The organism is Caulobacter sp. GW821-FHT11E10 (assembly GCF_058808375.1).
In genome coordinates this window covers 161,763-184,867 of the sequence record NZ_JBXARP010000003.1, presented here as the reverse complement: position 1 = coordinate 184,867, position 23,105 = coordinate 161,763, and the positions used below count along the sequence as shown (strand labels likewise).

General features: G+C 68.4%; 27 protein-coding genes and 1 pseudogene. 10 read left to right on the top strand and 18 right to left on the bottom strand.

The features are described from left to right. The first annotated feature begins 20 nt into the window (after window positions 1–20). Window positions 21–935, top strand: coding sequence for a ParB/RepB/Spo0J family partition protein (locus tag AC1RRV_RS06845; protein ID WP_492859232.1), 915 nt, complete (start codon window positions 21–23; stop codon window positions 933–935). Between the two features lie 228 nt (window positions 936–1,163). Here the strand turns inward: AC1RRV_RS06845 and holA are convergent, their stop codons facing one another. From holA to AC1RRV_RS06825, 4 genes are all read right to left on the bottom strand, one after another. Further along, on the bottom strand, window positions 1,164–2,216 hold the full coding sequence (holA, locus tag AC1RRV_RS06840; RefSeq protein WP_492858837.1) for a DNA polymerase III subunit delta: 1,053 nt from the start codon (window positions 2,214–2,216) through the stop codon (window positions 1,164–1,166). Window positions 2,217–2,221: 5 nt separating this feature from the next. Beyond that, window positions 2,222–2,722: an LPS assembly lipoprotein LptE gene (gene lptE / locus AC1RRV_RS06835; protein WP_492858836.1), complete on the bottom strand. Its 501-nt coding sequence runs from the start codon at window positions 2,720–2,722 to the stop codon at window positions 2,222–2,224. A gap of 3 nt (window positions 2,723–2,725) precedes the next feature. Further along, a complete protein-coding gene (leuS, locus tag AC1RRV_RS06830) occupies window positions 2,726–5,311 on the bottom strand; it encodes a leucine--tRNA ligase (RefSeq protein WP_492858835.1) in 2,586 nt (861 codons plus the stop codon). Between the two features lie 139 nt (window positions 5,312–5,450). Next, window positions 5,451–5,978: a DUF3576 domain-containing protein gene (locus AC1RRV_RS06825; RefSeq protein WP_492858834.1), complete on the bottom strand. Its 528-nt coding sequence runs from the start codon at window positions 5,976–5,978 to the stop codon at window positions 5,451–5,453. A gap of 249 nt (window positions 5,979–6,227) precedes the next feature. On the opposite strand from AC1RRV_RS06825, the gene AC1RRV_RS06820 reads away from it, so the two are divergent. Further along, entirely contained in the window at window positions 6,228–6,638 is a 411-nt protein-coding gene (locus AC1RRV_RS06820) for an NtrZ family periplasmic regulatory protein (protein WP_492858833.1), read from the top strand. Here AC1RRV_RS06820 and AC1RRV_RS06815 read toward each other — a convergent pair. Continuing rightward, entirely contained in the window at window positions 6,635–7,258 is a 624-nt protein-coding gene (locus tag AC1RRV_RS06815; protein WP_492858832.1) for a thiamine phosphate synthase, read from the bottom strand. The two genes, AC1RRV_RS06820 and AC1RRV_RS06815, sit on opposite strands and share 4 nt — an antisense overlap. A gap of 15 nt (window positions 7,259–7,273) precedes the next feature. Here AC1RRV_RS06815 and AC1RRV_RS06810 point away from each other — a divergent pair, with 15 nt between their 5' ends. Next, complete coding sequence (locus AC1RRV_RS06810) at window positions 7,274–7,942, top strand: YggS family pyridoxal phosphate-dependent enzyme (protein ID WP_492858831.1); 669 nt, start codon at window positions 7,274–7,276, stop codon at window positions 7,940–7,942. Here the strand turns inward: AC1RRV_RS06810 and AC1RRV_RS06805 are convergent. Beyond that, window positions 7,939–8,448 (bottom strand): L,D-transpeptidase family protein, encoded by a 510-nt coding sequence (locus AC1RRV_RS06805; RefSeq protein ID WP_492858830.1) that lies wholly within the window; start codon window positions 8,446–8,448, stop codon window positions 7,939–7,941. The two genes, AC1RRV_RS06810 and AC1RRV_RS06805, sit on opposite strands and share 4 nt — an antisense overlap. A gap of 74 nt (window positions 8,449–8,522) precedes the next feature. Here AC1RRV_RS06805 and AC1RRV_RS06800 point away from each other — a divergent pair, with 74 nt between their 5' ends. Next, on the top strand, window positions 8,523–9,209 hold the full coding sequence (locus AC1RRV_RS06800; protein ID WP_492859231.1) for a response regulator transcription factor: 687 nt from the start codon (window positions 8,523–8,525) through the stop codon (window positions 9,207–9,209). Between the two features lie 48 nt (window positions 9,210–9,257). Here AC1RRV_RS06800 and AC1RRV_RS06795 read toward each other — a convergent pair. Together AC1RRV_RS06795 and secB are read right to left on the bottom strand one after the other, a co-directional pair. Next, window positions 9,258–9,337: pseudogene (locus AC1RRV_RS06795) on the bottom strand (hypothetical protein); the annotation flags it as partial. A gap of 75 nt (window positions 9,338–9,412) precedes the next feature. Beyond that, complete coding sequence (gene secB / locus AC1RRV_RS06790) at window positions 9,413–9,901, bottom strand: protein-export chaperone SecB (RefSeq protein ID WP_492858829.1); 489 nt, start codon at window positions 9,899–9,901, stop codon at window positions 9,413–9,415. Window positions 9,902–10,046: 145 nt separating this feature from the next. Between secB and timA the strand changes: the two genes are divergently transcribed. Genes timA through AC1RRV_RS06775 form a run of 3 tightly spaced genes read left to right on the top strand, consistent with a single transcriptional unit; the run spans window position 10,047 to window position 12,398 of the window. Next, complete coding sequence (gene timA, locus AC1RRV_RS06785; RefSeq protein ID WP_492859230.1) at window positions 10,047–10,655, top strand: TIM44-related membrane protein TimA; 609 nt, start codon at window positions 10,047–10,049, stop codon at window positions 10,653–10,655. Continuing rightward, entirely contained in the window at window positions 10,655–11,830 is a 1,176-nt protein-coding gene (mltA, locus tag AC1RRV_RS06780) for a murein transglycosylase A (protein WP_492858828.1), read from the top strand. The genes timA and mltA overlap by 1 nt, the downstream gene beginning before the upstream one ends. Window position 11,831: 1 nt before the next feature. After that, window positions 11,832–12,398 (top strand): Smr/MutS family protein, encoded by a 567-nt coding sequence (locus AC1RRV_RS06775; RefSeq protein ID WP_492858827.1) that lies wholly within the window; start codon window positions 11,832–11,834, stop codon window positions 12,396–12,398. A 144-nt stretch (window positions 12,399–12,542) separates the two neighbouring features. On the opposite strand, the gene AC1RRV_RS06770 is transcribed toward AC1RRV_RS06775, so the two are convergent. The 6 genes from AC1RRV_RS06770 to AC1RRV_RS06745 are packed head-to-tail and all read right to left on the bottom strand — an operon-like array spanning window position 12,543 to window position 16,627. Continuing rightward, entirely contained in the window at window positions 12,543–12,869 is a 327-nt protein-coding gene (locus tag AC1RRV_RS06770; protein WP_492858826.1) for a phosphoribosyl-ATP diphosphatase, read from the bottom strand. Continuing rightward, complete coding sequence (gene hisF, locus AC1RRV_RS06765; protein WP_492858825.1) at window positions 12,866–13,648, bottom strand: imidazole glycerol phosphate synthase subunit HisF; 783 nt, start codon at window positions 13,646–13,648, stop codon at window positions 12,866–12,868. The genes AC1RRV_RS06770 and hisF overlap by 4 nt, the downstream gene beginning before the upstream one ends. Next, entirely contained in the window at window positions 13,648–14,382 is a 735-nt protein-coding gene (gene hisA / locus AC1RRV_RS06760) for a 1-(5-phosphoribosyl)-5-[(5-phosphoribosylamino)methylideneamino]imidazole-4-carboxamide isomerase (RefSeq protein ID WP_492858824.1), read from the bottom strand. Before hisA ends, hisF begins: the two co-directional genes overlap by 1 nt. Further along, on the bottom strand, window positions 14,370–15,011 hold the full coding sequence (gene hisH / locus AC1RRV_RS06755; protein WP_492858823.1) for an imidazole glycerol phosphate synthase subunit HisH: 642 nt from the start codon (window positions 15,009–15,011) through the stop codon (window positions 14,370–14,372). The genes hisA and hisH overlap by 13 nt, the downstream gene beginning before the upstream one ends. A 12-nt stretch (window positions 15,012–15,023) precedes the next feature. Beyond that, the gene (hisB, locus tag AC1RRV_RS06750; protein WP_099582024.1) at window positions 15,024–15,614 is read right to left on the bottom strand and encodes an imidazoleglycerol-phosphate dehydratase HisB; all 591 of its coding nucleotides are present in this window, start codon (window positions 15,612–15,614) and stop codon (window positions 15,024–15,026) included. Between the two features lie 23 nt (window positions 15,615–15,637). Next, complete coding sequence (locus tag AC1RRV_RS06745; protein ID WP_492858822.1) at window positions 15,638–16,627, bottom strand: adenosine kinase; 990 nt, start codon at window positions 16,625–16,627, stop codon at window positions 15,638–15,640. A 145-nt stretch (window positions 16,628–16,772) separates the two neighbouring features. Between AC1RRV_RS06745 and AC1RRV_RS06740 the strand changes: the two genes are divergently transcribed. Next, window positions 16,773–17,630, top strand: a complete 858-nt coding sequence (locus AC1RRV_RS06740; RefSeq protein ID WP_492859229.1) for an ATP-grasp domain-containing protein — start codon at window positions 16,773–16,775, stop codon at window positions 17,628–17,630. A gap of 122 nt (window positions 17,631–17,752) precedes the next feature. Here the strand turns inward: AC1RRV_RS06740 and nth are convergent, their stop codons facing one another. Then, window positions 17,753–18,460 carry an endonuclease III gene (gene nth / locus AC1RRV_RS06735; protein WP_492859228.1) on the bottom strand — a complete coding sequence of 236 codons (708 nt, stop codon included), beginning with the start codon at window positions 18,458–18,460 and terminating at the stop codon, window positions 17,753–17,755. Between the two features lie 114 nt (window positions 18,461–18,574). Here nth and AC1RRV_RS06730 point away from each other — a divergent pair, with 114 nt between their 5' ends. After that, window positions 18,575–19,477: a methylated-DNA--[protein]-cysteine S-methyltransferase gene (locus tag AC1RRV_RS06730; protein WP_492858821.1), complete on the top strand. Its 903-nt coding sequence runs from the start codon at window positions 18,575–18,577 to the stop codon at window positions 19,475–19,477. On the opposite strand, the gene hslU is transcribed toward AC1RRV_RS06730, so the two are convergent. The 3 genes from hslU to hslV form a co-directional block, all read right to left on the bottom strand. Next, on the bottom strand, window positions 19,474–20,766 hold the full coding sequence (hslU, locus tag AC1RRV_RS06725) for an ATP-dependent protease ATPase subunit HslU (protein WP_492858820.1): 1,293 nt from the start codon (window positions 20,764–20,766) through the stop codon (window positions 19,474–19,476). The two genes, AC1RRV_RS06730 and hslU, sit on opposite strands and share 4 nt — an antisense overlap. Next, window positions 20,763–21,617 carry a DUF4440 domain-containing protein gene (locus AC1RRV_RS06720; protein WP_492858819.1) on the bottom strand — a complete coding sequence of 285 codons (855 nt, stop codon included), beginning with the start codon at window positions 21,615–21,617 and terminating at the stop codon, window positions 20,763–20,765. Before AC1RRV_RS06720 ends, hslU begins: the two co-directional genes overlap by 4 nt. Window positions 21,618–21,700: 83 nt before the next feature. Continuing rightward, the gene (gene hslV, locus AC1RRV_RS06715) at window positions 21,701–22,300 is read right to left on the bottom strand and encodes an ATP-dependent protease subunit HslV (protein ID WP_492858817.1); all 600 of its coding nucleotides are present in this window, start codon (window positions 22,298–22,300) and stop codon (window positions 21,701–21,703) included. Window positions 22,301–22,305: 5 nt separating this feature from the next. On the opposite strand from hslV, the gene AC1RRV_RS06710 reads away from it, so the two are divergent. Further along, window positions 22,306–23,043, top strand: a complete 738-nt coding sequence (locus tag AC1RRV_RS06710) for a HesA/MoeB/ThiF family protein (protein ID WP_492858816.1) — start codon at window positions 22,306–22,308, stop codon at window positions 23,041–23,043. Window positions 23,044–23,105 lie beyond the last annotated feature (62 nt).

Here is a 23,105-nt window from a genome sequence, read left to right as displayed (position 1 = left end):
TAAGCTTGACTGAGAAGATGATGGAGTCCGTCGTGGTGGGAGAGCCGGGTATGGCCGAAGGTCGTCGTGGTCTGGGGCGGGGTCTGTCCGCCTTGCTGGGCGAGGTCGACACCGCGCCGGCCCAGGCGCCGGGCGAGAACGCCGGCGGTTCGCGCGACGCGCCGATCGAGCTGCTGAAGCGCAATCCCGACCAGCCGCGCCGCACCTTCCGCGAGGAAGACCTGGAGGAACTGACCGGCTCGATCCGGGAGAAGGGCGTGCTGCAGCCGATCCTGGTGCGGCCGTCGCCCGATACCCCGGGGGAATATCAGATCGTCGCCGGCGAGCGCCGCTGGCGCGCGGCCCAGCGTGCGGGCCTGCGCGCCGTGCCGATCATGATCCGCGAACTGGACGACCTGGCGGTGCTGGAAATCGGCATCATCGAGAACGTCCAGCGCGCCGACCTGAACATTCTGGAAGAGGCGCTCTCCTACAAGGTGCTGATGGAGAAGTTCGAGCGCACCCAGGAGAACATCGCCCAGACCATCGGCAAGAGCCGCAGCCACGTCGCCAACACCATGCGACTGCTGGCCCTACCGGACGAGGTGCAGTCGTACCTGGTCAGCGGCGAGCTTTCGGCCGGCCACGCCCGCGCTATCGCGGCTTCGGCAGATCCGGTGGCCCTGGCGAAGCAGATCATCGACGGCGGCCTGTCGGTTCGCGAGACCGAGGCCCTGGCCCGCAAGGCGCCCGATCCCCGTCCGGCCAAGAACAAGGGCGGTCGTCCGCCTCGGGTCAAGGACACCGACACCCAGGCCCTCGAAGCCGACCTGTCGTCGGTGCTGGGCCTGGACGTCTCGATCGACCATCGCGGTTCGACCGGAACCCTGACCATCACCTATGCGACGCTCGAGCAGCTCGACGACCTTTGCAACCGGCTCAGCCGAGGGGTCTGATCGGATACACGCAAATGCGTGCGGATGAGCGATTTTCGGGCCCCAAAGGCGCCTTCTAAAATCGCCTCTGTCGCGCACGGAGCGGCGACTTTCCGTACTCCGGGAGGCGCCGTTTTCGTGAGAGGAGGGGGCTGTGAGTCGTTTTTGACCACAAACCTCTGTCCGATAAGGCTTTCTTGAAAGTCATCCACAGGCGCGCAAAGGCCCTGTTTTCGGGCGTTTCGAGCCCTACAGCCCCAATCGCCGCGCGCGACCCGCGATCATGAGCGCCAGGCGCTCGGCGATGAGCTGGTCGGGCGAGCCGGAGGTCTTGCAGGCGCGGTCGGCGGTCAGCACCTCGCCCTGGATGTCGAGGATGGCTTCCAGGTTCCAGGCGCGCGCTTGGCGGAGGAACTCGCGCTCCTGTTTCCAGAAGACGCCGGCGGCCTTGGCGGCGGCCTGCAGGTCGACGCCGTTCTTGTGCAGGGTCAGGACCCGGCGCAGGCGGCCGAGATAATAGCCCATGGCCCGCACCGCGGCCGGACCGCCTTCGCCCTCGGCCGCCGCGCGACGCAGCGCCGCCTGGGCCGGCCCGGCCTTGCCGCCGAACGCGTCGGCGGCGGCGTCGCCAAGCGAGGCCTCGGGTTCAACGCCCAGGAAATCCGTCAGGTCGGCCGCCGTGGCGTTGATGCCGCTGTTGGGGCCGAGATAGAGGGCCAGGCGCTCGATTTCGGCGCGGGCGACGCCGCGCTCCTTGGGCAGGCGCGAGACGAACAGGTCCAGCGCCTCGCTGTTCAGGCTGACCTTGTCGGCGGCGAGCGTGTCGCGGGTCAGGCGGGCCAGGTCGCCGGCCTCATCCTCGTAGCAGGGGATGACGGCGCAGCCATTGGCCTTCTCGCCGACCTTGCGCAGCTGGGACTCCCGGCCCAGGGCCCCGGCCTCGACCAGGAAGAAGGCGTCGGGATTGAGCTGGCCCTCGACATGCCGGGTCAGGGCCTCGGCGGCCTGCTTGTCGGGTCCGGCCTTTTCACCGGACAGGCGCAGGCGCACCAGGCGCCGGCCGCCCATCATCGACAGGGCCGACAGCTCGTCCTCCAGCTTGGCGGGATCGGCGTCCAGATCGCTGTCGGTCAGCTGGGCGGTGTCGAAGGGATCGTCCGGGCGCTCGACCACGCGCTTGGCCAGGGCGTTGGCGCGATCGCGCACCACGCCCCGGTCCTTGCCGTAGAGCACCACGGCCCGGATGTCCGGGGTCGGCTCCTTCAGGAAGCGTTCGACGTCCGGACGCTTGGAGAGGATCATGCGCCCTAAGCCGGCTTCCGGCCCGCCAGCCAGGTGGCGAGGTCCAGCTGGATCTTGCGGGCCGCTTCGGTCGCCGCCCGCTCCTGGCCGTCATTCTGGGCCGCGATGGCGGCGTAGGGCTGGTCGGCGGAGTCGTAGGTCACCGAGACGTCGGTCCGGCCCTTGTGGGCCTCGGCGCCGCTCTTGGCGTCCAGCAGGCGCCAGTCGACGCTCATCCGCAGTTCGTAGCGGTTGGCGACGTTGTCGAGGCGCACGCCGCGGGCGAACCGCAGCTCGTTGACCGAGAAGTACAGCTTGTAGGCCGTCGGATCGCCCTGCTTGTGGTCCAGGGCGTCGTCCAGCTGTTCGCGCAGCAGGTAACCGCCGCGACCCTCGGAGGCGACGGTCTCGATGCTGGAGAGGCCGCCTCCGACACCGGGGCGACCGTATAGCGGCGTGAAGCCGGCGCAGGCCGATAAAGCCGTGGTCGACAGCGCCAGGACGGCGATCAGCAGGGTGCGTTTCATCGATCAGTTGGCCACGATGTTGACGATGCGGTCCTTGACCACGATCACCTTGCGGACCGTGACACCCTCAAGGTGGGCCAGGACGTTCGGATCCGCCAGAGCGATTTTCTGAACCTCGTCGTCAGGCGCGCCGGCCTTGACCTTGATCTCGCCGCGACGCTTGCCGTTGATCTGGATCGGCAGGACGCGTTCGTCGTCCGCGGCCAGGGCCGGGTCGGCCTTGGGCCAGGGCGCATTCACGACCATGCCGTCGCCGCCGATGCTGGCCCAGGCTTCCTCGGCCAGGTGCGGCGTGAACGGAGCGACCAGACGGGCCAGGATGTTCAGGGCTTCCTTGCGGGCCGCCAGGACGCCCTGGGACGCGCCTTCAGCCGGAGCGGCCTTCAGGGCGTTCAGGAACTCGTACAGGCGCGCCACGCCGCTGTTGAAGCGGAAACCCTCGATGCTGTCGGTGACGAAGCCGATCAGCTTGTGGGCCGACTTGCGCAGGGCCAGGGCCGCTTCGTCGCTGTCGTCATGGGCGAAGTCGCCGGCCGGCTGGCTGTCGAATTCGTTCCACAGCCTGTGGGTGAAGCGCCAGCTGCCTTCGACGCCCGAGTTGGTCCACTGGACGTCGCGCTCGGGCGGGCTGTCGGACATCACGAACAGGCGCGCGGAGTCGACGCCATAGGCTTCGAAGATGTCCTCGGGCGCGACGACGTTCTTCTTCGACTTCGACATCTTCTCGATGTCGCCGATGACGATCGGGGCGCCGGTCTTGGCGTGCTTGGCGGTGCGGCTATTGCCCTCGGCGGTGATCACCACGTCCGACGGCTCGACCCATTCGCCGGCCTCGTTCTTGTAGGCCTCGTGGGTGACCATGCCTTGGGTGAACAGGCCCGCGAACGGCTCCTCGACCGACAGCAGGTCCACGTCTTTCAGGGCGCGGGTGATGAAGCGGGCGTACAGCAGGTGCAGGATCGCGTGCTCGACACCGCCGATATACTGGTCGACCGCCAGCCAATAGTCGGCCGCGTCCTTGCCGACCGGCTCGGCGGCCTGGGTGTCGGCGAAGCGGGCGAAGTACCAGCTGGAGTCCATGAAGGTGTCCAGCGTGTCGGTCTCGCGCTCGGCCTTGCCACCGCACGAGGGACAGGTGGTGTGGCGCCAGGTCGGGTGACGCAGCAGCGGGTTGCCCGGCTTGTCGAAGGTGACGTCGTCGGGCAGGGCGACCGGCAGCTGGTCTTCAGGAACCGAGACGACGCCGCAGCTCTCGCAATGGATGACCGGGATCGGGCAGCCCCAGTAGCGCTGGCGCGAAACGCCCCAGTCGCGCAGGCGATAGACCGTCGCGCCCTGGCCCTGGCCGGCCTTCTCGATGCGGGCGACGGCCTCGGCCTTGGCGGACTCAACGTCCATGCCGTCCAGGAATTCGGAATTGAAGATCTTGCCGGGGCCGACATAGGCCTCCTTGCCGACCGTGAAGGTCGCCGGATCCTCGCCGTTCGGCAGCACCACCGGCAGCACCGGCAGGTCGTACTTGCGGGCGAAGTCCAGGTCGCGCTGATCGTGGGCCGGGCAGGCGAAGATCGCGCCGGTGCCATAGTCCATCAGGATGAAGTTGGCGATCCAGACGGGCAGGGTGATCGACGGGTCCAGCGGGTGCTTCACCCGCAGGCCGGTGTCGTAGCCCAGCTTCTCGGCGCTCTCGATCTCAGCTTCGGACGTGCCGCCCTTGCGGCAGTCGGCGATGAAGGTCTGAATCTCGGGGTTCTCGATCGCCAACGACTCGGCCAGCGGATGCTCGGGCGCGATGCCGACGAAGCTGGCGCCGAACAGGGTGTCGGGACGGGTGGTATAGACCTCCAGCCCTTCGGCCATGCCGTCGGGGGCCTCGCCGTCGAACTGGAACTTGAAGCGCAGGCCCTTGGAGCGGCCGATCCAGTTCTCCTGCATCAGGCGAACCTTGTCGGGCCAGCGGTCCAGGGTTTTCAGGCCGTCGATCAGGGCGTCGGCGTAGTCGGTGATGCGCAGGAACCACTGGGTCAGCTTGCGCTTCTCCACCGTCGCGCCCGAGCGCCAGCCCTTGCCGTCGATAACCTGCTCATTGGCCAGGACGGTCATGTCGACCGGGTCCCAGTTGACCGAGGCTTCCTTGCGATAGACCAGGCCGCGCTCCAGCAGACGCAGGAACCAGGCCTGCTGCTTGCCGTAGTACTCCGGGTCGCAGGTGGCGAACTCACGCGACCAGTCGACCGAAATCCCCAGTGATTTCAGCTGTTCGCGCATGGCGGCGATGTTGTCGTAGGTCCAGCCCTTGGGGTGGACGCCGCGCTCCATGGCGGCGTTCTCGGCCGGCATGCCGAAGGCGTCCCAGCCCATCGGGTGCAGCACGTTGAAGCCCTGGGCGCGCTTATAGCGGGCCACCACGTCGCCCATGGCGTAGTTGCGGACGTGGCCCATATGGATGCGACCCGACGGATACGGGAACATCTCGAGCACGTAGTATTTCGGACGGCCGTCGTTGATTTCGCCGGTCTTGAAGACGTCGGCCTTCGCCCAGGCTTCACGCCACTTGGGCTCGGTGTCTTTGGGATTGTAGCGGGCCATCGGAAACCAGGGTCTTGGATGCGGAAAAGCGCTCCGAAGAGCGCGGCCGCCTCAAAGTATGCGGTTTCGCGAGCGGAGCGCGCAGGAAAATAGGAAGTCGTGAGGGTTCCCGCCGATCAGCGAGAACCCTCCGAGGGCCTTAGCCCTTGATGTTCGAAAGTCGAAGCTGGCGAGCGCGGGTCAGGACCGCGTTCTCCAGGTCGGTCGCGGTCTGCTCGGAAACCGGAGCATCGACCCAGGCGCCGTTGATGTCCTTGACCTGCTTGAACACGGTGACGTTCAGGCCGTCGGCGCGCAGGCGGGTGTCCAGGATGTAGACCGTGGCCTTGAAGCGCTCGGCCGGTGTTTCCGGGTTCACATACCAGTCGGTGATGATCACGCCGCCGTAAGGATCGGCCGAAGCCAGCGGCATGAAGGCCAAGGTATCCAGGCTCGCGCGCCACAGATAGCCGTTGACGCCGATCGAGCCCTCGCTGGCCGGGGCTTTGGAGCCGCCGCCGAAGCGCTTGAACGGGTTCAGACCCGGCTCGTCGCTTTGCGTGGAAAACGTCTTGGGGGCCTTGTTGCTCGCGCATGCCGTCACGCCAAGCATCGACAGAGCCAGGACGCCCGCGGCGACGCCGCGCATCACAGACCCACGCTCAAACGCCATAGTACCTCGCTCCAATGTCTCGCCGGCGCGGATGCGCAACCAGGCGCGCCCCCGCGGCCGGGAGCCGGTCTATAGCATGGCTACGCCGCCTCAAAACAGGAATCGCGTGGCCGTGTCGCCACAGGAGTCGATTGAATCGCCCAATTCGGTGTGATGTGCGACCAAAGGCCGGTTGACCGCGTTCTGGCCAAGCCTTTAATCGCAATCACGGGGCTCGTTCCTATATGGAATGAGTGGGGACAACAGAGTAGGCGGCGAGTAGCGATGGTCGCGACGCGTTTCTTTTTGGCGGGGACTGCCGCGCTGATCCTGACGGGATCGGCGTCGATGGCGTTCGCCCAGGCCAAGCCGCATGCTGTCGCGCCCGATTTCTCCGTCAAGAATGACTTCACCAGCGCCGCCGCCGGTGTCCAATATCCGCAGGATGACAAGCGCAGCCTGCGTTGGGACGCCAAGAAGGGCCGCTGGGGCCTGAAGCTGGACCTCGACCAGCCCTCCAGCCGTGAAATGGAACTGCAGGACGTCCAGGCCGGGGCCTATTTCAAGGTCACCCCGTCGATCCGTGTCGGCGGCGCCGTCAGCCTCGGCGAAACCAATCCGGCGATCGCCGCCCGCAAGGCGCAGCAGCCCGATCCGGCCCCGCGCGTTCGCCTGGAAACCGCTTTCAAATTCTAAGAACCGGCTAGCGCCTCCACGGCCGCTATTCCGACAATCCCGCTGCTCGCCAGCTGCGGAGCCGTGTCCTTGCGCACGCCGCCTAGGGCGTAGACGGGCAGGGTCGTGGCCTCGACCAGGGCTTTCAGGCCTTCCACGCCCAGCGGAGTTCCCGCCGAGGGGCTGTTGCTGGGAAAGACTGGCGAGACGATCGCCGCGTCCGCGCCGGCCTGTTCGGCGGCCCGCAACGCTGCCTCGTCATGGGCCGCGACGGTGATCAGATACCCGGGGCGCCTGATTCGCAGGCTCGCGACGTCCCCGACCAGCCGCTGAGGCATGTGCAGGCCGTCGGCCGCGATCCTCTCGGCCAGATCCGCATCCGCCCCGACCATCAGGATGAGACCGCCCTCGCTGGCGATGGCGCGCAGGCGGCGACCTTGCTCGACCGCATTCGAGGCCCCGAAGGCCCGGAACACTATCCCCGCGCCGCGCGGCAGGCGGCGGGCTACCGCTTCCGGATCTGCGACCCGGGCCGGATCGGTGAAGAACAGCAGCTTGGGCAGGGCGATCCCGCGCGCGGTCCTTGGCGGAAAGGCGGCGGCTGTCCTAGACAGGACCTCCAGTTCGCTCAGGTCTTCCACGCCGGATCCGTCTCCATGTCGCCAGCCCTCGCCGAGATCCCCCTTACCAAGATCAGGGGCCGCATCGCCGCCGCCGAGGCCCGCGCCGGGCGTCCGGCGGGCTCGGTGACCCTGGTGGCGGTGTCCAAGACTCAAGCCTGGGACCATATCGCGCCGGTGCTGGATGCGGGACAGAAAGTGTTCGGCGAGAACCGCGTCCAGGAGGCCCTGGAGCGCTGGGGCGACCGCCGCGAAGGCCTGGAGCTGCGCCTGATCGGCCCGCTGCAGACCAACAAGGCGCGCGAGGCGGTGGCGTTCTTCGACGTGATCGAGACGATCGACCGCGAGAAGCTGGCCCGGGTCCTGGCCGAGGAGATCCAGCGGGCCGGCAAGGCGCCGCGCTTCTATGTCCAGGTCAATATCGGCGAAGAGGCCCAGAAAGCTGGCGTCGCGCCCGCCGACGCCGACGCTTTCATCGCCGCGTGTCGCACGACCTATGGCCTCGTTATCGAGGGCTTGATGTGCATCCCGCCGTTCGACGCCGACCCCGCGCCGCATTTCGCGGCCCTGCGCGCCATCGCCGAGCGCAACGGCGTCGAAAAGCTGTCGATGGGCATGAGCGACGACTTCGAGACCGCTATCGCCCAGGGGGCGACGTCGGTGCGGGTCGGGTCCGCGATCTTCGGAAGCCGCAATCCGGGTTAGTCTGCGACGATCTCGACCGCGTCGCCCGGCTTGGCGATCGCCAGAACGGCCTCGATGTCGGGCCGTTCCAGGGCCACGCAGCCCTCGGTGCCGGGATAGCCGTCCCGCGCCAGGTGCATGAAGATGGCCGAGCCCTTCCCCGGGACCGGCGGGTCGTCATTGTGACCGAGGATCACCACCAGGTCGTAGACAGGGTCGTCGCGCCACATCCGCTCGGCGCTCGCCGGATAGGGCAGGGTGACGGGGCGGTTGTAGTTCGGATCATCCGGGGCGTCGCACCAACCGTCCTCGGGCGTCGTCGCGCGGACGGGCAGGGCGGTCTTCGGCCCGTCAGGATAGACATCCGGCCGATACCAGACCTCGCGCAGGATCCAGGTCCCCAGCGGGCTTCTGTTGTCGCCCTCACGCTTGTCCGACCCGGCGATCACCCCGGCCTTGCCGATCGCGCAGCGCAGGATCCGGCCGTCCAGCTCGAAACGGCCATCGGCGTGGGCGCGGAACAGCATGGAAGGCGACTCCTCAGACTTATGAACCTTCGCGGGGTTGTCCCCGGGGGGCGCAGCGGTGCATGTTTCCCCTTATGGCGCAACGCAAGACCCTTCTGCTGATCGATGACGACGATGACCTGCGCGGCGCCCTGGCCGAGCAGCTCGCCCTGCACGAGGAGTTCGCGGTGGCGGAGGCCTCGACCGCCGGCGAAGGCGTGCGGGTGGCGCGCGAGATCAAGCCCGACCTGATCCTGCTGGACGTCGACCTGCCCGACATGGACGGCCGCGAGGCCTGCCGCCTGATGCGCAAGAACGGCGTAACCGCGCCGGTGATCATGCTGACCGCGGCGGCCAGCGACAGCGACACGATCCTGGGCCTGGAGTCCGGCGCCAACGACTATGTGACCAAGCCCTTCCGCTTCGGCGTGCTTCTGGCCCGCATTCGCGCCCAGCTACGCAGCTATGAGGCTTCGGAAGACGCCCTGTTCCGCATCGGCCCGTACGAATTCCGCCCCTCGGCCAAGCTTCTGGTCGACGAGAAGCAGAAGAAGGTGCGGCTGACCGAGAAGGAAACCAATATCCTCAAGTACCTCTATCGCGCCGGTTCCAAGCCGGTGTCGCGCGAGGAACTGCTGACCGAGGTCTGGGGCTATAACGCCGGGGTCACCACCCACACGCTGGAAACCCACGTCTATCGCCTGCGCCAGAAGATCGAGCCCGATCCGGCCGTGGCGCGGATCCTGATCACCGAGATGGGCGGCTATCGGCTGCAGCCGTAGGCCGTTCAAGGCTAACAACACTCGTCATCCCGGAAGCGCGTAGCGCTATCCGGGACCCAGGGGCCGACGCATTGCGGTCGCCCTGGGTCCCGGCTCTCCGCTTCGCTGCGGCCGGGATGACGAGCTATTTTGAGCGTGTGAGCATGGAAAAGGGCCCGACCTTTCGGCCGAGCCCTCTCCAAAATCGCTTGAGCCTAGGATCGTTAGGCGTTGCCGATCACCTGGCCTTCGGTCTGGGCCTTGCGCGCGGCGTAGACGCCGGCGAAGTCGATCGGGTCGATCAGGAAGGGCGGGAAGCCGCCTTCGGCCGTGACGTCCGAGATCAGACGGCGAGCGTAGGGGAACAGGAAGCGCGGGCACTCGATCAGCAGCACCGGCTCGAGATCGGCTTCCGGCACGCCTTCGATGTGGAACAGGCCGCCATAGACCACTTCGACATGGAACACGGCTTGCTCGTCGCGCAGGGCGCGGGCCGAGAGCTTCAGGTCCACCTCGAACAGGCCGTCGGGGCGACCGCGGGCATTCATCTCGACGCCCATGTCGATCGCGGGCTGGGCCGCGCCGGCGCGCAGGCTGTCGGGAGCCAGCGGATTCTCGAACGAGAAGTCACGAACGAACTGGGCCAGGATGCGGATGCCCGATTGCCCCGTGATCTCTTCCGAAGTCGCCTCGGGGGCGGTGGTGTCGGTCATTAGGATAAAATCCGTAATCGGCGGCTAGAACGCCTGAAGAAAGGTGGGCGCTGCTACCATGAGGGCCCGTCTGGCGCAACGTCAGGCGCCTGACGGGAGAGCGCGTCTCGCCTATATAGACACGATACTCTGGGCTCAAAGCCCGCTGCCGGACCTCGAAGTGCTCCAGATCCTGTTTCTCGCCGCGATCGCGGCCGTCGTGCTCTACCAACTGTACGCCACCCTGGGTCGCCGGGTGGGGCGTCAGCCCGAGGACGTCGCCATCACGGCCAATCCCGGATCGGGGACCCTCGCCGCCGATCTGCCGTCCATCTTCCGCTCGGAAGGCATGGCGGCGCTGAAGTCCAAGCAGCCGGATTTCGATCCGACCAAGTTCCTGGCCGGCGCCCGCGCGGCCTACGAGCAGATCGTCAAGGCCTATGCCGATGGCGACCGCGAGGCGCTGAAGCCGCTGCTGTCGACCGAGGTGATGGCCAATTTCGAGCAGGCCATGGTCGCCCGCGAGACGGCGGGCCGCACCGAGAAGGTCGAGTTCATGAACGCCCCGCGCCTCGACCTGGAAAGCGTCGACGTCGTCGGCGACCTCGCCAAGGCGGTGGTGCGGATCCTGGCCGAGGTGCGCACCCGCACCAAGGACGAGCGCGGCGAGGGCGTCGACGATCGGCGCACCGCCGAGCTGTGGACCTTCGAGCGGGAAGTCAGCAGCGCCAATCCGAACTGGCTCCTGTCGTTCGTCGCCGCCGCCGAGGCCTGATGCTCCGCGTTCCGATTTCGAAGGCCTGCGCGCCGCTGGTTCTGGTGGCGCTGCTGTTGAGCGCCTGCGCCGGCGCCGTGACGCCGCCCCCGGCGACGACCGGGCCGTCGACGCCGCCATCCACGCCGACGACCCCTCCGTCCCGCCCGCCGGTGGCGACCTTGCCGCCGACGGCCCTGTCGTTCTCAAGCCTGGCCGGCTGGGCGGACGAGGACCACCTGGCGGCCCTGAACGCCTTCCGCGCGGGTTGCGGCGTGGCGAAGGACGCGGCCTCGGTGCGCGTGTGCGGCCTGGCCCGCGCGACGACGATCCAGGACGAGGCCGGCGCCCGCCTGTTCCTCGAAACCAACTTCCGCCCCGAACCGGTTGGGGGCGATGGCCTGTTGACCGCCTATTTCGCTCCGCAATACGAGGCGCGGATGTCGCGGAATGCGGAATTCACGGTCCCGGTGCGTGGCCTGCCGGCGGACCTGGTGGTCCTTGAGCTCGGCGACTTCGAGCCCGCTTTCATCGGCAAGAAGATCACCGGCCACGTCGAGGGCCCGAGCTTCGTGCCCTATCCCGACCGCGCGACGATCGAGGCGACGCCGACCGACAAGCCTCTGGCCTGGATGCGGCCCGAAGAGCTCTTCTTCCTACAGATCCAGGGTTCGGGCGTTCTGGTGCTGCCCGATGGCCGCCGAGTGCGCGCTGCGTTCGCCGGCTCGAACGGCAAGCCCTTCGTGGGGATCGCCACGGCCATGCGCGACAGGGGCCTGCTACCGGACAACAACACCTCGGGCGACGCCATTCGGACCTGGCTGGCCGAGCATCGCGGGCCCGAGGCCGACGCGATCATGCAGCTGAACCCGCGCTACGTGTTCTTCAAAATGGCCGCCGATGACGGCAAGGAGCCCGTCGGGGCCGCCGGCGTGTCGCTGCCGGCCGGCCGGGCCATCGCCGTCGACCCCAGTCGCCACGCATATGGCGGATTCTACTGGCTGGACGCCGCCGCGCCGAAGCTGGCGGGGGCCTTCCCCGTCTATCGCCGCGCGGCGATGGCGCTGGACACCGGCGGGGCGATCAAGGGCGAGGTGCGCGCCGACCTCTACATGGGCAGCGGGGCGACCGCCGGCGCCGAGGCCGGCCGCGTGCGGCACACCCTGCGCCTCTATCGGCTCGCGCCCCAGTCCTGACATGGCCAAGAAGCCGCCGCCCGGACCGGACGACGACAGGCGTCTCTGGAAGCTCGTCGCCTCGACCGTCACCCCCCTGGCGCCGGCCAAACCCGAGAAGATGCGCAGCAAGGCGCGCATCCGGCCTGTGAAGACGGCGACGGCGATCCCGCAGGACCCGCCGACCCGCCTGGTGTCGATCGCGCCATTGCGGATTTCGCCCGAGGAGCTCAAGCCGGCCGCGGCCAAGGTCCCCAAGGGGCCCGCCGAGCGCATCGAGCCCAACCGCAAGCGCCGCATCGTCAAGGAGCACGACCCGATCGGCGCGCGCCTCGACATGCACGGCCTCGACCAGGACCGGGCCCGGGCGACCCTGGAGGGCTTTATCCGCCGCGCCTATGAGGACGGCCACCGGGCGGTGCTGATCATCACCGGCAAGGGCAAGGTCGGGCACGGGGTGCTGAAAGCGCGGACGCCGGAATGGCTGGCGGGCGCGGCCGTGCGGGAAATGATCGCCGGCGTGTCGACGGCTGACCAGCGACACGGCGGGGATGGCGCGCTCTATGTGGCGCTGAAGCGGAAGGGCTGAGCGCCCGCTTCCATAAAAAAAATCGTGTCATCCCGGCCGGAGCGTAGCGTAGAGCCGGGACCCAGGGGCGGCCGGCACGGCGTTCACGCACCCCCTGGGTCCCGGATAGCCTCTGCGAGGCTTCCGGGATGACACGGATTGTGCCTAGCTCTTCCTGGAAGCCTTCTCAGCAATCCCCGAGGTCCCTTCGCGGGCCTCCAGCTTCTCGGCCACGGCGTCCAGCGAGACGCCCGAGGCGGCCATCAGGGCCAGCCAGTGGTACAGCAGATCGGCGCTCTCGGCGGCCAGCGCGTCGAGCCCCTGCGAGACGGCGGCGATCACCGTCTCGACGGCTTCCTCGCCCAGCTTCTTGGCGGCCAGGGCCGGGTCGTTCAGCAGCTTGGCGGTGTAGGACGCGGTCGGGTCGCCGCCCTTGCGGCTTTCGATGGTCGCGGCCAGGCGTTCCAGAACGGCGGTCAAGCGCTGGCTCATGCGACCCCCCTCAGAGCATCCAGGCGCACCGGGATGCCGGCGTCGGCCATGGCCTGCTTGGCTTCGCCGATCGAGATCTCGCCGAAGTGGAAGATCGAGGCGGCCAGCACGGCGGCGGCGTGGCCGTCGCGGGCGGCTTCGACCAGGTGCTCGGTCCTGCCGGCGCCGCCCGAGGCGATCACCGGCACGTTCACGGCGCCCGTCACGGCCTTGAGCAGCGGGATGTCGTAGCCGATCTTGGCCCCGTCGCGGTCCATCGAGGTCAGCAGGATCTCGCCCGCGCCGCGCTCGACCACCTTGGCGGCCCAGTCGACCACATCCAGGCCGGTGTCCTTGCGGCCGCCATAGGTCCAGACGTTCCAGCCCGAACCATCCTCGCGCGCCTTGGCGTCGATGGCCACGACCACGCACTGCGAGCCGAAGGCGTCCGCGCCCCCGGCGATCAGGTCGGGGTTCTCGACAGCGGCGGTGTTGGTCGAAACCTTGTCGGCGCCGGCGAGCAGCAGGCGGCGCATGTCCGACACCTGGCGCACGCCGCCGCCGACCGAGACGGGCATGAAGCAGACCTCGGCGGTGCGCGAGATGACGTCCAGGATCAGGCCGCGGCCTTCGCTGGAGGCGGTGATGTCCAGGAACATCAGCTCGTCGGCGCCGGCGGCGTCATAGGCCCGCGCCTGCTCCACCGGATCGCCGGCGTCGCGCAGGGAGACGAAGTTAACCCCCTTGACCACCCGCCCGTCCTTCACGTCGAGGCAGGGAATGATCCGGGTCTTCAGCATCAGACGGCCGCCGCGATCAGGGCTTCGGACGGCTTGATCGTACCGGCGTAGAGCGAGCGGCCCAGGATGGCGCCTGCGATCTCGACGCCCTTGCGGGCCTTGAGGCGCTCGATGTCGGCGACCGCCGCCACGCCACCGGAAGCGATGACGGGGATCGAGACGGCGTCGGCCAGCTCGCCCACGCCCTCGACATTGACGCCGGTCAGGGCGCCGTCGCGGCTGATGTCGGTGATGATCAGGGCGGCGACGCCGGCGTCCTCGAAGCGACGCGACAGATCGATCGCGGAGAGGTCCGAGAGGCCCGTCCAGCCGTCGACCGCGACCTTGCCGTCACGGACGTCGACCGCCACGGCGATCTGCTCGGGCCACAGGCGGGCGGCCTTCTTGACCAGTTCGGGGTCGTGCACGGCCACGGTGCCGAGGATGACGCGGGACACGCCCGCCTCGATCCAGGCCTCGATGCCTTCCAGGGTGCGGATGCCGCCGCCCAGCTGCACCGGGATCGAGATCGACTCCAGGATCGACTCCACGGCGGCGGTGTTGACCGACTTGCCCTCGATCGCGCCGTTCAGGTCGACGACATGCAGCCACGAGAAGCCGTCCTTGACGAAGCGCTGGGCCTGGTCGGCGGGCGAATTGTTGAAGACCGTGGCCTTCTCCATGTCGCCATGCAGCAGGCGCACGCACTGGCCGTCCTTCAGGTCGATGGCGGGATAGAGGATCATGGGCGCCATTCCAGGAAGTTGGCGAGCAGGGCGAGCCCTGAAGCTTGTGACTTTTCGGGGTGAAACTGTACGCCCGCGACATTGCCCTTGGCCACCGCCGCCGTGAACGGACCACCGTGGTCGGTGATCGCAACGACGTCGGCCGGATCGGCCGCGTTCAACGCGAAAGAGTTGGCGTAGTACATGTGGGCGCCGTCCTCTATCCCCGAGAACAGGGCGTGAGGGCGGACGAACTTGATGGCGTTCCAGCCCATGTGCGGGATGGTCAGCGCCGGATCGTTCGGCTCGAGCTTTTTCACCTGGCCGGCGATCCAGTCGAGGCCGGGGGTGACGCCGAACTCCAGGCCTTCGGTGGCCAGAAGCTGGTGGCCGACGCAGATGCCCATGAACGGGACGCCGCGCCCGTGCACGGCCTGGTTCATGGCTTCATAGACGCCCGTGGCGTCCAGGCCCGCGCGGCACGAGGCGAAGGCCCCGACGCCGGGCAGGAAGACGCGATCGGCCTTGGCGACAAGGTCGGGGTCGGCGGTGACAACGATGTCGGCGTCGAGCGCACGGCGGCGGGCCGCCTCGCGCAGGGCCTTTTCGGCCGAACGCAGGTTGCCCGACCCGTAATCGATCAGGGCGACGGTCTGCATGAAATCAGGTTCCTACAGCACGCCCTTGGTGGACGGAGCCTGGCCGCCGGTCTTGGGGTCGATCTCGACCGCCTGACGCAGCGCCCGGGCCAGGGCCTTGAAGCCGCTCTCGGCCACGTGGTGGGTGTTGTCGCCGTACAGGGTCTCCAGGTGGACGCACGCCCCGCAGTTCATCGCGAACGCGTGGTGGAACTCCTTGAAGAGCTCGGTGTCCATCTCGCCGACCTTGGGCCGCTTGAAGTCGACCTTCCAGATCAGATACGGCCGGTTGGACAGATCGATGGCGCAGCGCGTCAAGGTCTCGTCCATCGGGATATAGGCCGCGCCAAAGCGCCGGATGCCCTTGAAGCCGTCCAGCGCCTTGTTGATCGCCTGGCCCAGCACGATGCCGGTGTCCTCGACCGTGTGGTGCATGTCGATGTGCAGGTCGCCCTTGGTCTCGACCTTCAGGTCGAAGCCGCCGTGGCGCGCGAAGCTCTCCAGCATATGGTCGTAGAAACCAATGCCGGTGGAGATCGTCGAGACGCCGGTCCCGTCGAGATCGATCCAGACCCGGATCTGGGTCTCTTTCGTCTCGCGGACCACTTCAGCGGTGCGGGCCATGCTCGTCCTACAGTCCGTTTGGCCTAGAGGCCGTTTTTGGCGGCCAGCTCACGCAGGGAAACCTGCGGGCGCGGACCGTAGTGGTCGATGACCTCGGCGGCGGCGAGACTGCCCAGCTGGCCACAGATCGGCAGCGGGCGGCCTTGGCTGAGGCCGTAGAGGAAACCTGCGGCGTATTGGTCGCCCGCGCCCGTCGTGTCCACGACTTTTTCCACGGGGTAGGCCGAGATTTCGTAAAGCTGCCCGCCGGCGGCCACCACCGAACCCTTTTCGCCCCGGGTGATGGCGGCGATCTCGCTGCGCGCGGCCAGGGCCTTCACGGCGGCGTCGAAGTCGGTGGTCTCGAACAGCGAGCAGACCTCATCCTCGTTGGCGAAGACGATGTCGCACTGGGTCTCGATGAAGCCCAGCAGGGCGCCGCGATGGCGGTCGACCATGAAGCTGTCGCTCAGGGTCATGGAAATCTGGCGACCGGCGCCGTGGCTCAGCGCGGCGGCCTTGGCGAAGGCGCGGCGGGCTTCCGGCGGGTCGAACAGATAGCCTTCCAAGTACGAATAGCGGGCGGCCTCGATGATCTCGGGATCGACGTCGGCCGGGGTCAGCTCCACGCAGGCGCCCAGATAGGTCGACATGGTGCGCTGGGCGTCGGCGGTGACGTTGATCAGGCTCTGGGCGGTCGCCGGACCTTCGGCCAGCGGCGGCGTGGTGAACTTGCAGCCGATGGCGTTCATGTCGTGACGGAACACGCGGCCCAGCTGGTCGTCGGCGACCTTGCCGATGAAGGCGGCCTTGCCGCCGAAGCTGGCCACGCCGGCCACGGTGTTGGCGGCGCTGCCGCCCGAGGCCTCGATGGCCGCGGCCATCACGTCGTACAGGCTGGCCGCCCGCGCCGGATCGATCAGGGCCATGGAGCCCTTCACCAGGCCTTCGCGCGCGAGGAAGGCGTCGTCGCACTGGGCGATGACGTCGACGATGGCGTTGCCGATGGCGGCGACGTCGTAGAGCGCGGTCATGGGACGGAACAAACCTTTGAAAGAACGGGCCAAGCGGCCGAAAACACACGGCGATTAAAGGAAGTGGGGCCTCAAGGCAACGCGAGCCTTGTCGCGGCGTCCGGGAGACCCTAGCTGCACGATCCTAGCAAGCGTGAGTAAACCGATGGTCGATGTCCTGCTCCTGGTCCCCGCTCGCGACGAGCCTCGGTTCGCCAACAGCTGGGCGCCGCTGTTCGAGCGCTTGGCCGCGCCGCTACGGGCCCGAGGCCTGACGGTGGCGAACCAGCCCTGGACGGACCCCATTGATAAGGATCAGGCGCGGCTCGTCATGCCGTCTCTCGCCTGGGGCTATCACGGCCGCCAGCCCGAATGGTTCGCCCAGCTCGACGCCTGGGAGGCCACCGGCCTGAAAATGGTCAATCCGCCGTCGGTCCTGCGCTGGAACTCGACCAAGACCTATCTGGTCGAGTTCGCGGGCAAGGGCGCGCCCGTTGTCCCGACCCATGCCCACGACGTCTTGACCGAGGAAGCGGTGTTGGCGGCCTTCGACGCGTTCGGCGGCGATGAACTGGTGGTCAAGCCGCAGGTCTCCGCCGGCTCGCACGAGACCATCCGGGTCAAGCGCCACGGTTCGCTGCAGGGTGGCCCGACCAGCCCGGCCCTGATCCAGCCGTTCCTGCCGGCGGTGGGCGAGGAGGGTGAACTGTCGCTGTTCTTCTTCGACGGACACTTCAGCCACGCGGTGACCAAGGTCGCGGTCGAGGGCGACTTCCGCGTCCAGCCGCAGTTCGGCGGCCGGGTCAGTGAGATCGCGCCCGAGCCCGAGGCCCTGCGCGCGGCCGAAATGGTGCTGGAGGCGGCGGGTCCCGCATTGACCTATGCGCGGGTGGACCTGATCCGGGGTCTGGATCACACCCCACAGCTGATGGAGTTGGAGGTCATCGAGCCGGACCTCTTCCTGCAACATGCCCACGACGGCGGCGCGGCGTTCGCGGCGGCGGTGGTGAGGGCGTTGGGCTGAAATCCTCCCCCAAGCGGGGGAGGTGGTCGCGAAGCGACCGGAGGGGGAAGTGCTCCTGGCCCCGCTTCTCCCCTCTCCGTCGGCTGCGCCGACACCTCTCCCGCTAGGGAGAGGATTTGAGCCTAAGCCCCCAGGAACAGCTCCCGCGACGGGCACAGGTCGCTGATCTTGCAGATCTCGCACTTGGGTTTGCGCGCCACGCAGACATAGCGCCCGTGCAGGATCAGCCAGTGGTGCGCCCGGGTCTGGTAGGGCCCTGGCACGATCCGCATCAGGTCCTGCTCGACCGCGTCGGGCGTCTTGCCGGCCGACAGCTTCAGCCGATGCGAGACGCGGAAGACATGGGTGTCGACGGCGATGGCCGGCTCGATGTCCAGCTCGTTCAGCACCACGCTGGCGGTCTTGCGGCCAACACCTGGCAGGGCCTCGAGATCGGCGCGGTTCAGCGGAACTTGGCCGCCGTGCTTGTCCATCAGGATGTGGGCGGCGGCGATGACGTTCTTGGCCTTGGTGCGGAAGAGGCCGATCGAGGCGATGTATTTGATCAGCCCCGCTTCCCCCAGGTCGAGCATCGCCTCGGGGCTGTTGGCGATCTGGAACAGCGGTCCGGTGGCCTTGTTGACCTGGACGTCGGTGGCCTGGGCCGAGAGCGCGACGGCGGTGACCAACTCGTAGGGGTTGGTGTAGTTCAGCTCGGTCTTGGGCCGCAGCTCCAGGCTTTCGAAGCGGTCGAACAGCACCTCGACCCGTTCGCGCTCGGCGGGGCTGATCCGCTTGACGGGCGGTTTCTTCTTCTTGGGAGCGGCAGGCTTGACCATCGGCGCGACCATGCCGTGATGCGGACCGCTCGCCAAGCGCCGGGGAGGCGCCTAAATTCAGGCCATGGCCCTGTCGCTCAACACCGCAAGAACCGGGCGGACGCCGGTCTCCGAGGGGCCTAGCCTATGAGCATGGCATACGACGCATCCCCCTTCGCGAGCGCGATCTCGGAGACGGCCAGCCAGGAGCTGGTCCGTCTGGCCGAGCGTTCGGTCGACTATCACCGCATGGCCAAGGCGCTCGACTGGCTGGCCGAGCGGTGGTCGGATCACCCTTCGCTGGACGAAGCCGCCCAGGCCGTGGGCCTGTCGCCCTTCCATTTCCAGCGCATCTTCACCCGCTGGGCCGGGGTCAGTCCCAAGAGCTTTGTCTCGGCCATCGCCCACGCCGAGGCCCGCCGCTCGCTGGAGGCCGGCGGTACGGTGCTGGACGCCGCGTTCGACGCGGGCCTGTCCGGTCCCTCGCGCCTGCACGACCTGTTCATCGCCCAGGAGGCCGCGACCCCGGGCGAGGTGCGTCGGCGTGGGGCCGGCATGCGGCTGCGCTGGGGCTGGGCCCCGACGCCGTTCGGCAAGGGCCTGTTCGTCATGGCCGACCGCGGCCTGGCGGGTCTGGCCTTTTCGGACGGCGAGGACGAGATGGTGTTCGCCGACATGCACCGCCGGTTCCCGGCCGCCGACTGGACGCGCGACGACGAGGCCGCGCGGGCCACGGCCGTCCACGCCTTCACGGGCGGGGAGGGGCCGCTGCCGATCGTGCTGATCGGCTCGCCCTATCATGTGCAGGTCTGGAAGGCGCTGCTGCAGATCCCGGCGGGCGAGACCGCCACCTACGGCCAGGTCGCCTGCTGGGCCGGGAAGCCCAAGGCGTTCCAGGCCACGGGCGGGGCCATCGGGGCCAACCCGATCTCGCTGCTCATCCCCTGCCACCGGGCCATCGCCAAGAGCGGCCGGTTGACCGGCTACCACTGGGGCCTGGCGCGCAAGGCGGCGATGCTGGGGATGGAGGCCGTGGCGGCCGCCTCCTAGAGAATGAACCGGCTCAGGTCCGCGTTCGCCGCCAGGGCGCCGATGCGCTCCTGCACATAGGCCGCGTCGATCGCCACCGTCTCGCCGCTGCGATCGGCGGCCGAGAAGCTGATCTCCTCGACCACCTTCTCCATCACCGTCTGCAGCCGGCGGGCGCCGATGTTCTCGACGGAGTTGTTCACGGCCACGGCCGCGTCGGCCAGGGCGTCGATGGCCTCGTCGGTGAAGGTCAGGGTCACGCCCTCGGTCAGCATCAGGGCCTGGTGCTGGCGGATCAGATTGGCTTCCGGCTCGATCAGGATGCGGCGCATGTCGTCGCGCGACAGGCCCTTCAGTTCGACGCGGATCGGCAGGCGGCCCTGCAGCTCGGGCAACAGGTCCGACGGCTTGGCCACATGGAAGGCGCCCGAGGCGATGAACAGAATGTGGTCGGTCTTCACCGGTCCGTATTTGGTCGAGACGGTCGTGCCCTCGATCAGCGGCAGCAGGTCGCGCTGCACGCCCTCGCGGGAGACGTCCGCGCCCGAACGCTGCGACGAGCTGGCGACTTTGTCGATCTCGTCCAGGAAGACGATGCCGTGGTTCTCGGCCAGCTCCAGGGCCTCCTGGGTCAGGGCCTCCTGGTCGAGCAGCTTGTCGCTTTCCTCGGCGATCAGCGGGGCCCAGGCGGCGGCGACGGTGGTCTTGTGGACCTTGGTGCGTCCGCCACCGAATGACTTCATCATCTCCGACAGGTTCAGCACCGCCGCGCCCGGTTGGCCAGGGATCTCGAAGCTCTGGCCGCCGGTGTCGGCCAGCTGCAACTCGATCTCCTTGTCGTCCAGCTCGCCGGCGCGAAGCTTCTTGCGGAAGCTGTCACGGGCGGCGGTCGAGCCGGGGCCGGTCATGGCGTCGAGGATGCGCTCCTCGGCGGCGGCCTCGGCCTTGGCCTTCACGGCGGCGCGGCGCTTGTCGCGGACCATGGCCAGGGCGCTCTCGACCAGGTCGCGGACGATCTGGTCGACGTCGCGGCCGACATAGCCGACCTCGGTGAACTTGGTGGCCTCGACCTTCAGGAACGGCGCCTGGGCCAGCTTGGCCAGCCGGCGGGCGATTTCCGTCTTGCCCACCCCCGTGGGACCGATCAGCAGGATGTTCTTGGGCGTCACCTCGTCACGCAGGTCCGCCGGTACGCGACGGCGTCGCCAGCGGTTGCGCAGAGCCACGGCGACGGCCTTCTTGGCCTCGGTGTGACCGACGATGTAACGGTCCAGTTCGGAAACGATCTCGCGGGGGGAAAATTCAGTCATAGGTCGTTGATCAGGGCCTCGAAGATCAGACGCCACCCATCGGGGCGCCGCTGCCAGACATGCATATAGTGGGCTGCGGCGGTTTTTTGAGCGCCTTCCTTGCTGGTTTCCAGCCATTGCGCCTCGCCGTGGGTCCAGACGAAGTCGCCGGCCTTGGAGGCGCCGCCCCCACGCAGGGTCAGGCCCATGGTCGCCGGGCGCAGCGCCAGGCGCTGGTCGAGGGCGGTCGGCAGGAGGGGCCGGGTCCCGCGCGGCCCGATCAGACGGGCGTCGGCGCTGAGCGTGGCCCGGTAGGCGGCCGGGGCGTCCTTGCCCGTGGCGTCGGCCAGGGCGGCCTCGGCGACGCGCACCGCATCGAAGGCCTTGGCGGACGAGCCCTCGCCCACGGCGGAGACCGGGGCCTGGACCGCTGGCGTCGCCTGGCTGGGCGCGGCGACGGAGTCAGCCGCGCCGCCGCCGTCGTAGATCCAATGCCAGGTCCCGTCGGCGTCCTTGCGCCAGATGCTGGAGAACCAGCCGCCGGGCTTGCCGTCATAGGCCGTCGGTCCGGTCGAAAGGCCCAGGTCGCCCGACTTGGCCGCCACGATGAAGGCCGGCCACCATTCGATCTTCGGCTCACCCTCGCCCGAGCGCGCGCCGTACAGGGCCCGGGCGTTGACCGGACCTGGATTGAAGACGATGGCGTCCTGGCTCATGTGCTTCAGGAACGAGTCCCGGACGCCCAGGGCCAGCCCATCGGCGGCGAAGGCGCGCTCGGCGGCCTCGATTTGCTGGCCGGGCGGCTTGGGGGCCGCGAGCACGGACGACGCGGCGACGAGAGCGAAAGTGGCGATCAGTACGGTTTTCAGCATGGCAGGATCCTCCCCATGCTTCAGCCATGCGCCAGCGATCTCGCCGCGCACCTCGTTTGCGACGAAAACCTACGGAACTTCGCCTAAAGGACTTCGACGGTCAGATTGCCGTTGGTGTAGACGCAGATTTCGGCGGCGATGCCCATCGCCTTGCGGGCGATCGCCTCTGCCGTGAGGTCCTGGTCGATCAGGGCCTTGCCCGCCGCCAGGGCGTAGTTGCCGCCCGAGCCGATCGCCGCCACCGCTGCGCCGCCGGCGCTCTCGCCCGGCTCCAGCACGTCGCCGACGCCGGTCACGGTGTAGATGGCGTCCTTGTCGGCCACCAGCAGCATGGCCTCCAGGCGGCGCAGGTAGCGGTCGGTCCGCCAGTCCTTGGCCAGGTCGACGCAGGCGCGAGCCAGCTGGTCGGGATATTGCTCGAGCTTGGCCTCGAGACGCTCGATCAGGGTGAAGGCGTCGGCCGTGGCCCCGGCGAAGCCGGCCACCACCTTGCCGCCGGCCAGTCGCCGGACCTTGCGGGCGTTGCCCTTGACGACGGTCTGGCCCATGGAGACCTGTCCGTCGCCGGCGATCACGGTCTGACCGTTCTTGCGCACCGCCAGAATGGTCGTGCCATGCCAGTCGGGGAAGGAAGTTGAGCTTTGCATGGCTTCGCATGTGGCGAGGCCGGACCGGAGGGTCAAGCGCCATGAGTTTTTCGCAAGCCGAGGTCGAGCGCTATGCCCGCCATCTGGTGCTGCGCGAAGTCGGTGGTCCGGGGCAGCAGAAGCTCAAGGCGGCCCGGGTTCTGGTGGTCGGCGCCGGAGGGCTGGGCGCGCCGGCTGCGCTGTATCTGGCCGCCGCCGGTGTGGGGACCATCGGCCTCGTCGATCCCGACGTCGTCTCGCTGTCGAACCTGCAGCGCCAGGTGCTGTACGCCACCGCCGACGTCGGCCGTCCCAAGGTCGAGGCCGCGGTGGAGCGGCTCTCTGCCCTGAACCCGCACACGGCCGTCGAAACCCATCCAGTATGGCTGGACGCGCACAACGCCGCCGGGATCGTCGCCGGGTATGATCTGGTTCTGGACGGCACCGACGACTTCGCCACCCGCTTCGCCGTCAGCGACGCCTGCCTGGCGCACGGCAAGCCGCTGGTCAGCGGGGCCCTGGGCCGCTGGACCGGCCAGGTCGGGGTGTTCCACGGCAAGCCCTGCTATCGCTGCCTGGTGCCCGAGACTCCGCCTGACGCCGAGACCTGCGCCCTGGTCGGCGTCGTGGGGGCCTTGGCCGGCGTGATTGGGTCGATGATGGCCCTGGAGGCCGTCAAGCTGATCGCCGGGGCGGGTGAGCCGCTGTCGGGCAAACTGTTGATCTATGACGCCCTGTCGGCCGAGACACGGACGGTGCGGATCGGGGCCGATCCCCATTGCGCGTCCTGCGGCGCTTGACGGAGCTCGCGGAACGTCGTTCGCTCAAATGCTGAAATGGGTGTCCATAACGCGGGGAGGGC

Excerpts from the sequence above, each read along its gene's own strand:
- secB (WP_492858829.1), bottom strand. The coding sequence starts at position 9,901 with ATGACCGACACCACCGCCCCCGAGGCGACTTCGGAAGAGATCACGGGG.
- AC1RRV_RS06740 (WP_492859229.1), top strand. The coding sequence starts at position 16,773 with ATGGTCGATGTCCTGCTCCTGGTCCCCGCTCGCGACGAGCCTCGGTTC.
- AC1RRV_RS06810 (WP_492858831.1), top strand. The coding sequence starts at position 7,274 with ATGTCGCCAGCCCTCGCCGAGATCCCCCTTACCAAGATCAGGGGCCGC.
- AC1RRV_RS06805 (WP_492858830.1), bottom strand. The coding sequence starts at position 8,448 with ATGCTGTTCCGCGCCCACGCCGATGGCCGTTTCGAGCTGGACGGCCGG.
- hslU (WP_492858820.1), bottom strand. The coding sequence starts at position 20,766 with ATGACTGAATTTTCCCCCCGCGAGATCGTTTCCGAACTGGACCGTTAC.
- hisA (WP_492858824.1), bottom strand. The coding sequence starts at position 14,382 with ATGGCGCCCATGATCCTCTATCCCGCCATCGACCTGAAGGACGGCCAG.
- AC1RRV_RS06770 (WP_492858826.1), bottom strand. The coding sequence starts at position 12,869 with ATGAGCCAGCGCTTGACCGCCGTTCTGGAACGCCTGGCCGCGACCATC.
- AC1RRV_RS06845 (WP_492859232.1), top strand. The coding sequence starts at position 21 with ATGGAGTCCGTCGTGGTGGGAGAGCCGGGTATGGCCGAAGGTCGTCGT.
- lptE (WP_492858836.1), bottom strand. The coding sequence starts at position 2,722 with ATGAAACGCACCCTGCTGATCGCCGTCCTGGCGCTGTCGACCACGGCT.
- AC1RRV_RS06720 (WP_492858819.1), bottom strand. The coding sequence starts at position 21,617 with ATGCTGAAAACCGTACTGATCGCCACTTTCGCTCTCGTCGCCGCGTCG.
- hisF (WP_492858825.1), bottom strand. The coding sequence starts at position 13,648 with ATGCTGAAGACCCGGATCATTCCCTGCCTCGACGTGAAGGACGGGCGG.
- AC1RRV_RS06775 (WP_492858827.1), top strand. The coding sequence starts at position 11,832 with ATGGCCAAGAAGCCGCCGCCCGGACCGGACGACGACAGGCGTCTCTGG.
- hisB (WP_099582024.1), bottom strand. The coding sequence starts at position 15,614 with ATGGCCCGCACCGCTGAAGTGGTCCGCGAGACGAAAGAGACCCAGATC.
- mltA (WP_492858828.1), top strand. The coding sequence starts at position 10,655 with ATGCTCCGCGTTCCGATTTCGAAGGCCTGCGCGCCGCTGGTTCTGGTG.
- AC1RRV_RS06800 (WP_492859231.1), top strand. The coding sequence starts at position 8,523 with ATGGCGCAACGCAAGACCCTTCTGCTGATCGATGACGACGATGACCTG.
- AC1RRV_RS06710 (WP_492858816.1), top strand. The coding sequence starts at position 22,306 with ATGAGTTTTTCGCAAGCCGAGGTCGAGCGCTATGCCCGCCATCTGGTG.
- AC1RRV_RS06730 (WP_492858821.1), top strand. The coding sequence starts at position 18,575 with ATGAGCATGGCATACGACGCATCCCCCTTCGCGAGCGCGATCTCGGAG.
- hisH (WP_492858823.1), bottom strand. The coding sequence starts at position 15,011 with ATGCAGACCGTCGCCCTGATCGATTACGGGTCGGGCAACCTGCGTTCG.
- leuS (WP_492858835.1), bottom strand. The coding sequence starts at position 5,311 with ATGGCCCGCTACAATCCCAAAGACACCGAGCCCAAGTGGCGTGAAGCC.
- AC1RRV_RS06745 (WP_492858822.1), bottom strand. The coding sequence starts at position 16,627 with ATGACCGCGCTCTACGACGTCGCCGCCATCGGCAACGCCATCGTCGAC.
- holA (WP_492858837.1), bottom strand. The coding sequence starts at position 2,216 with ATGATCCTCTCCAAGCGTCCGGACGTCGAACGCTTCCTGAAGGAGCCG.
- nth (WP_492859228.1), bottom strand. The coding sequence starts at position 18,460 with ATGGTCGCGCCGATGGTCAAGCCTGCCGCTCCCAAGAAGAAGAAACCG.
- AC1RRV_RS06820 (WP_492858833.1), top strand. The coding sequence starts at position 6,228 with ATGGTCGCGACGCGTTTCTTTTTGGCGGGGACTGCCGCGCTGATCCTG.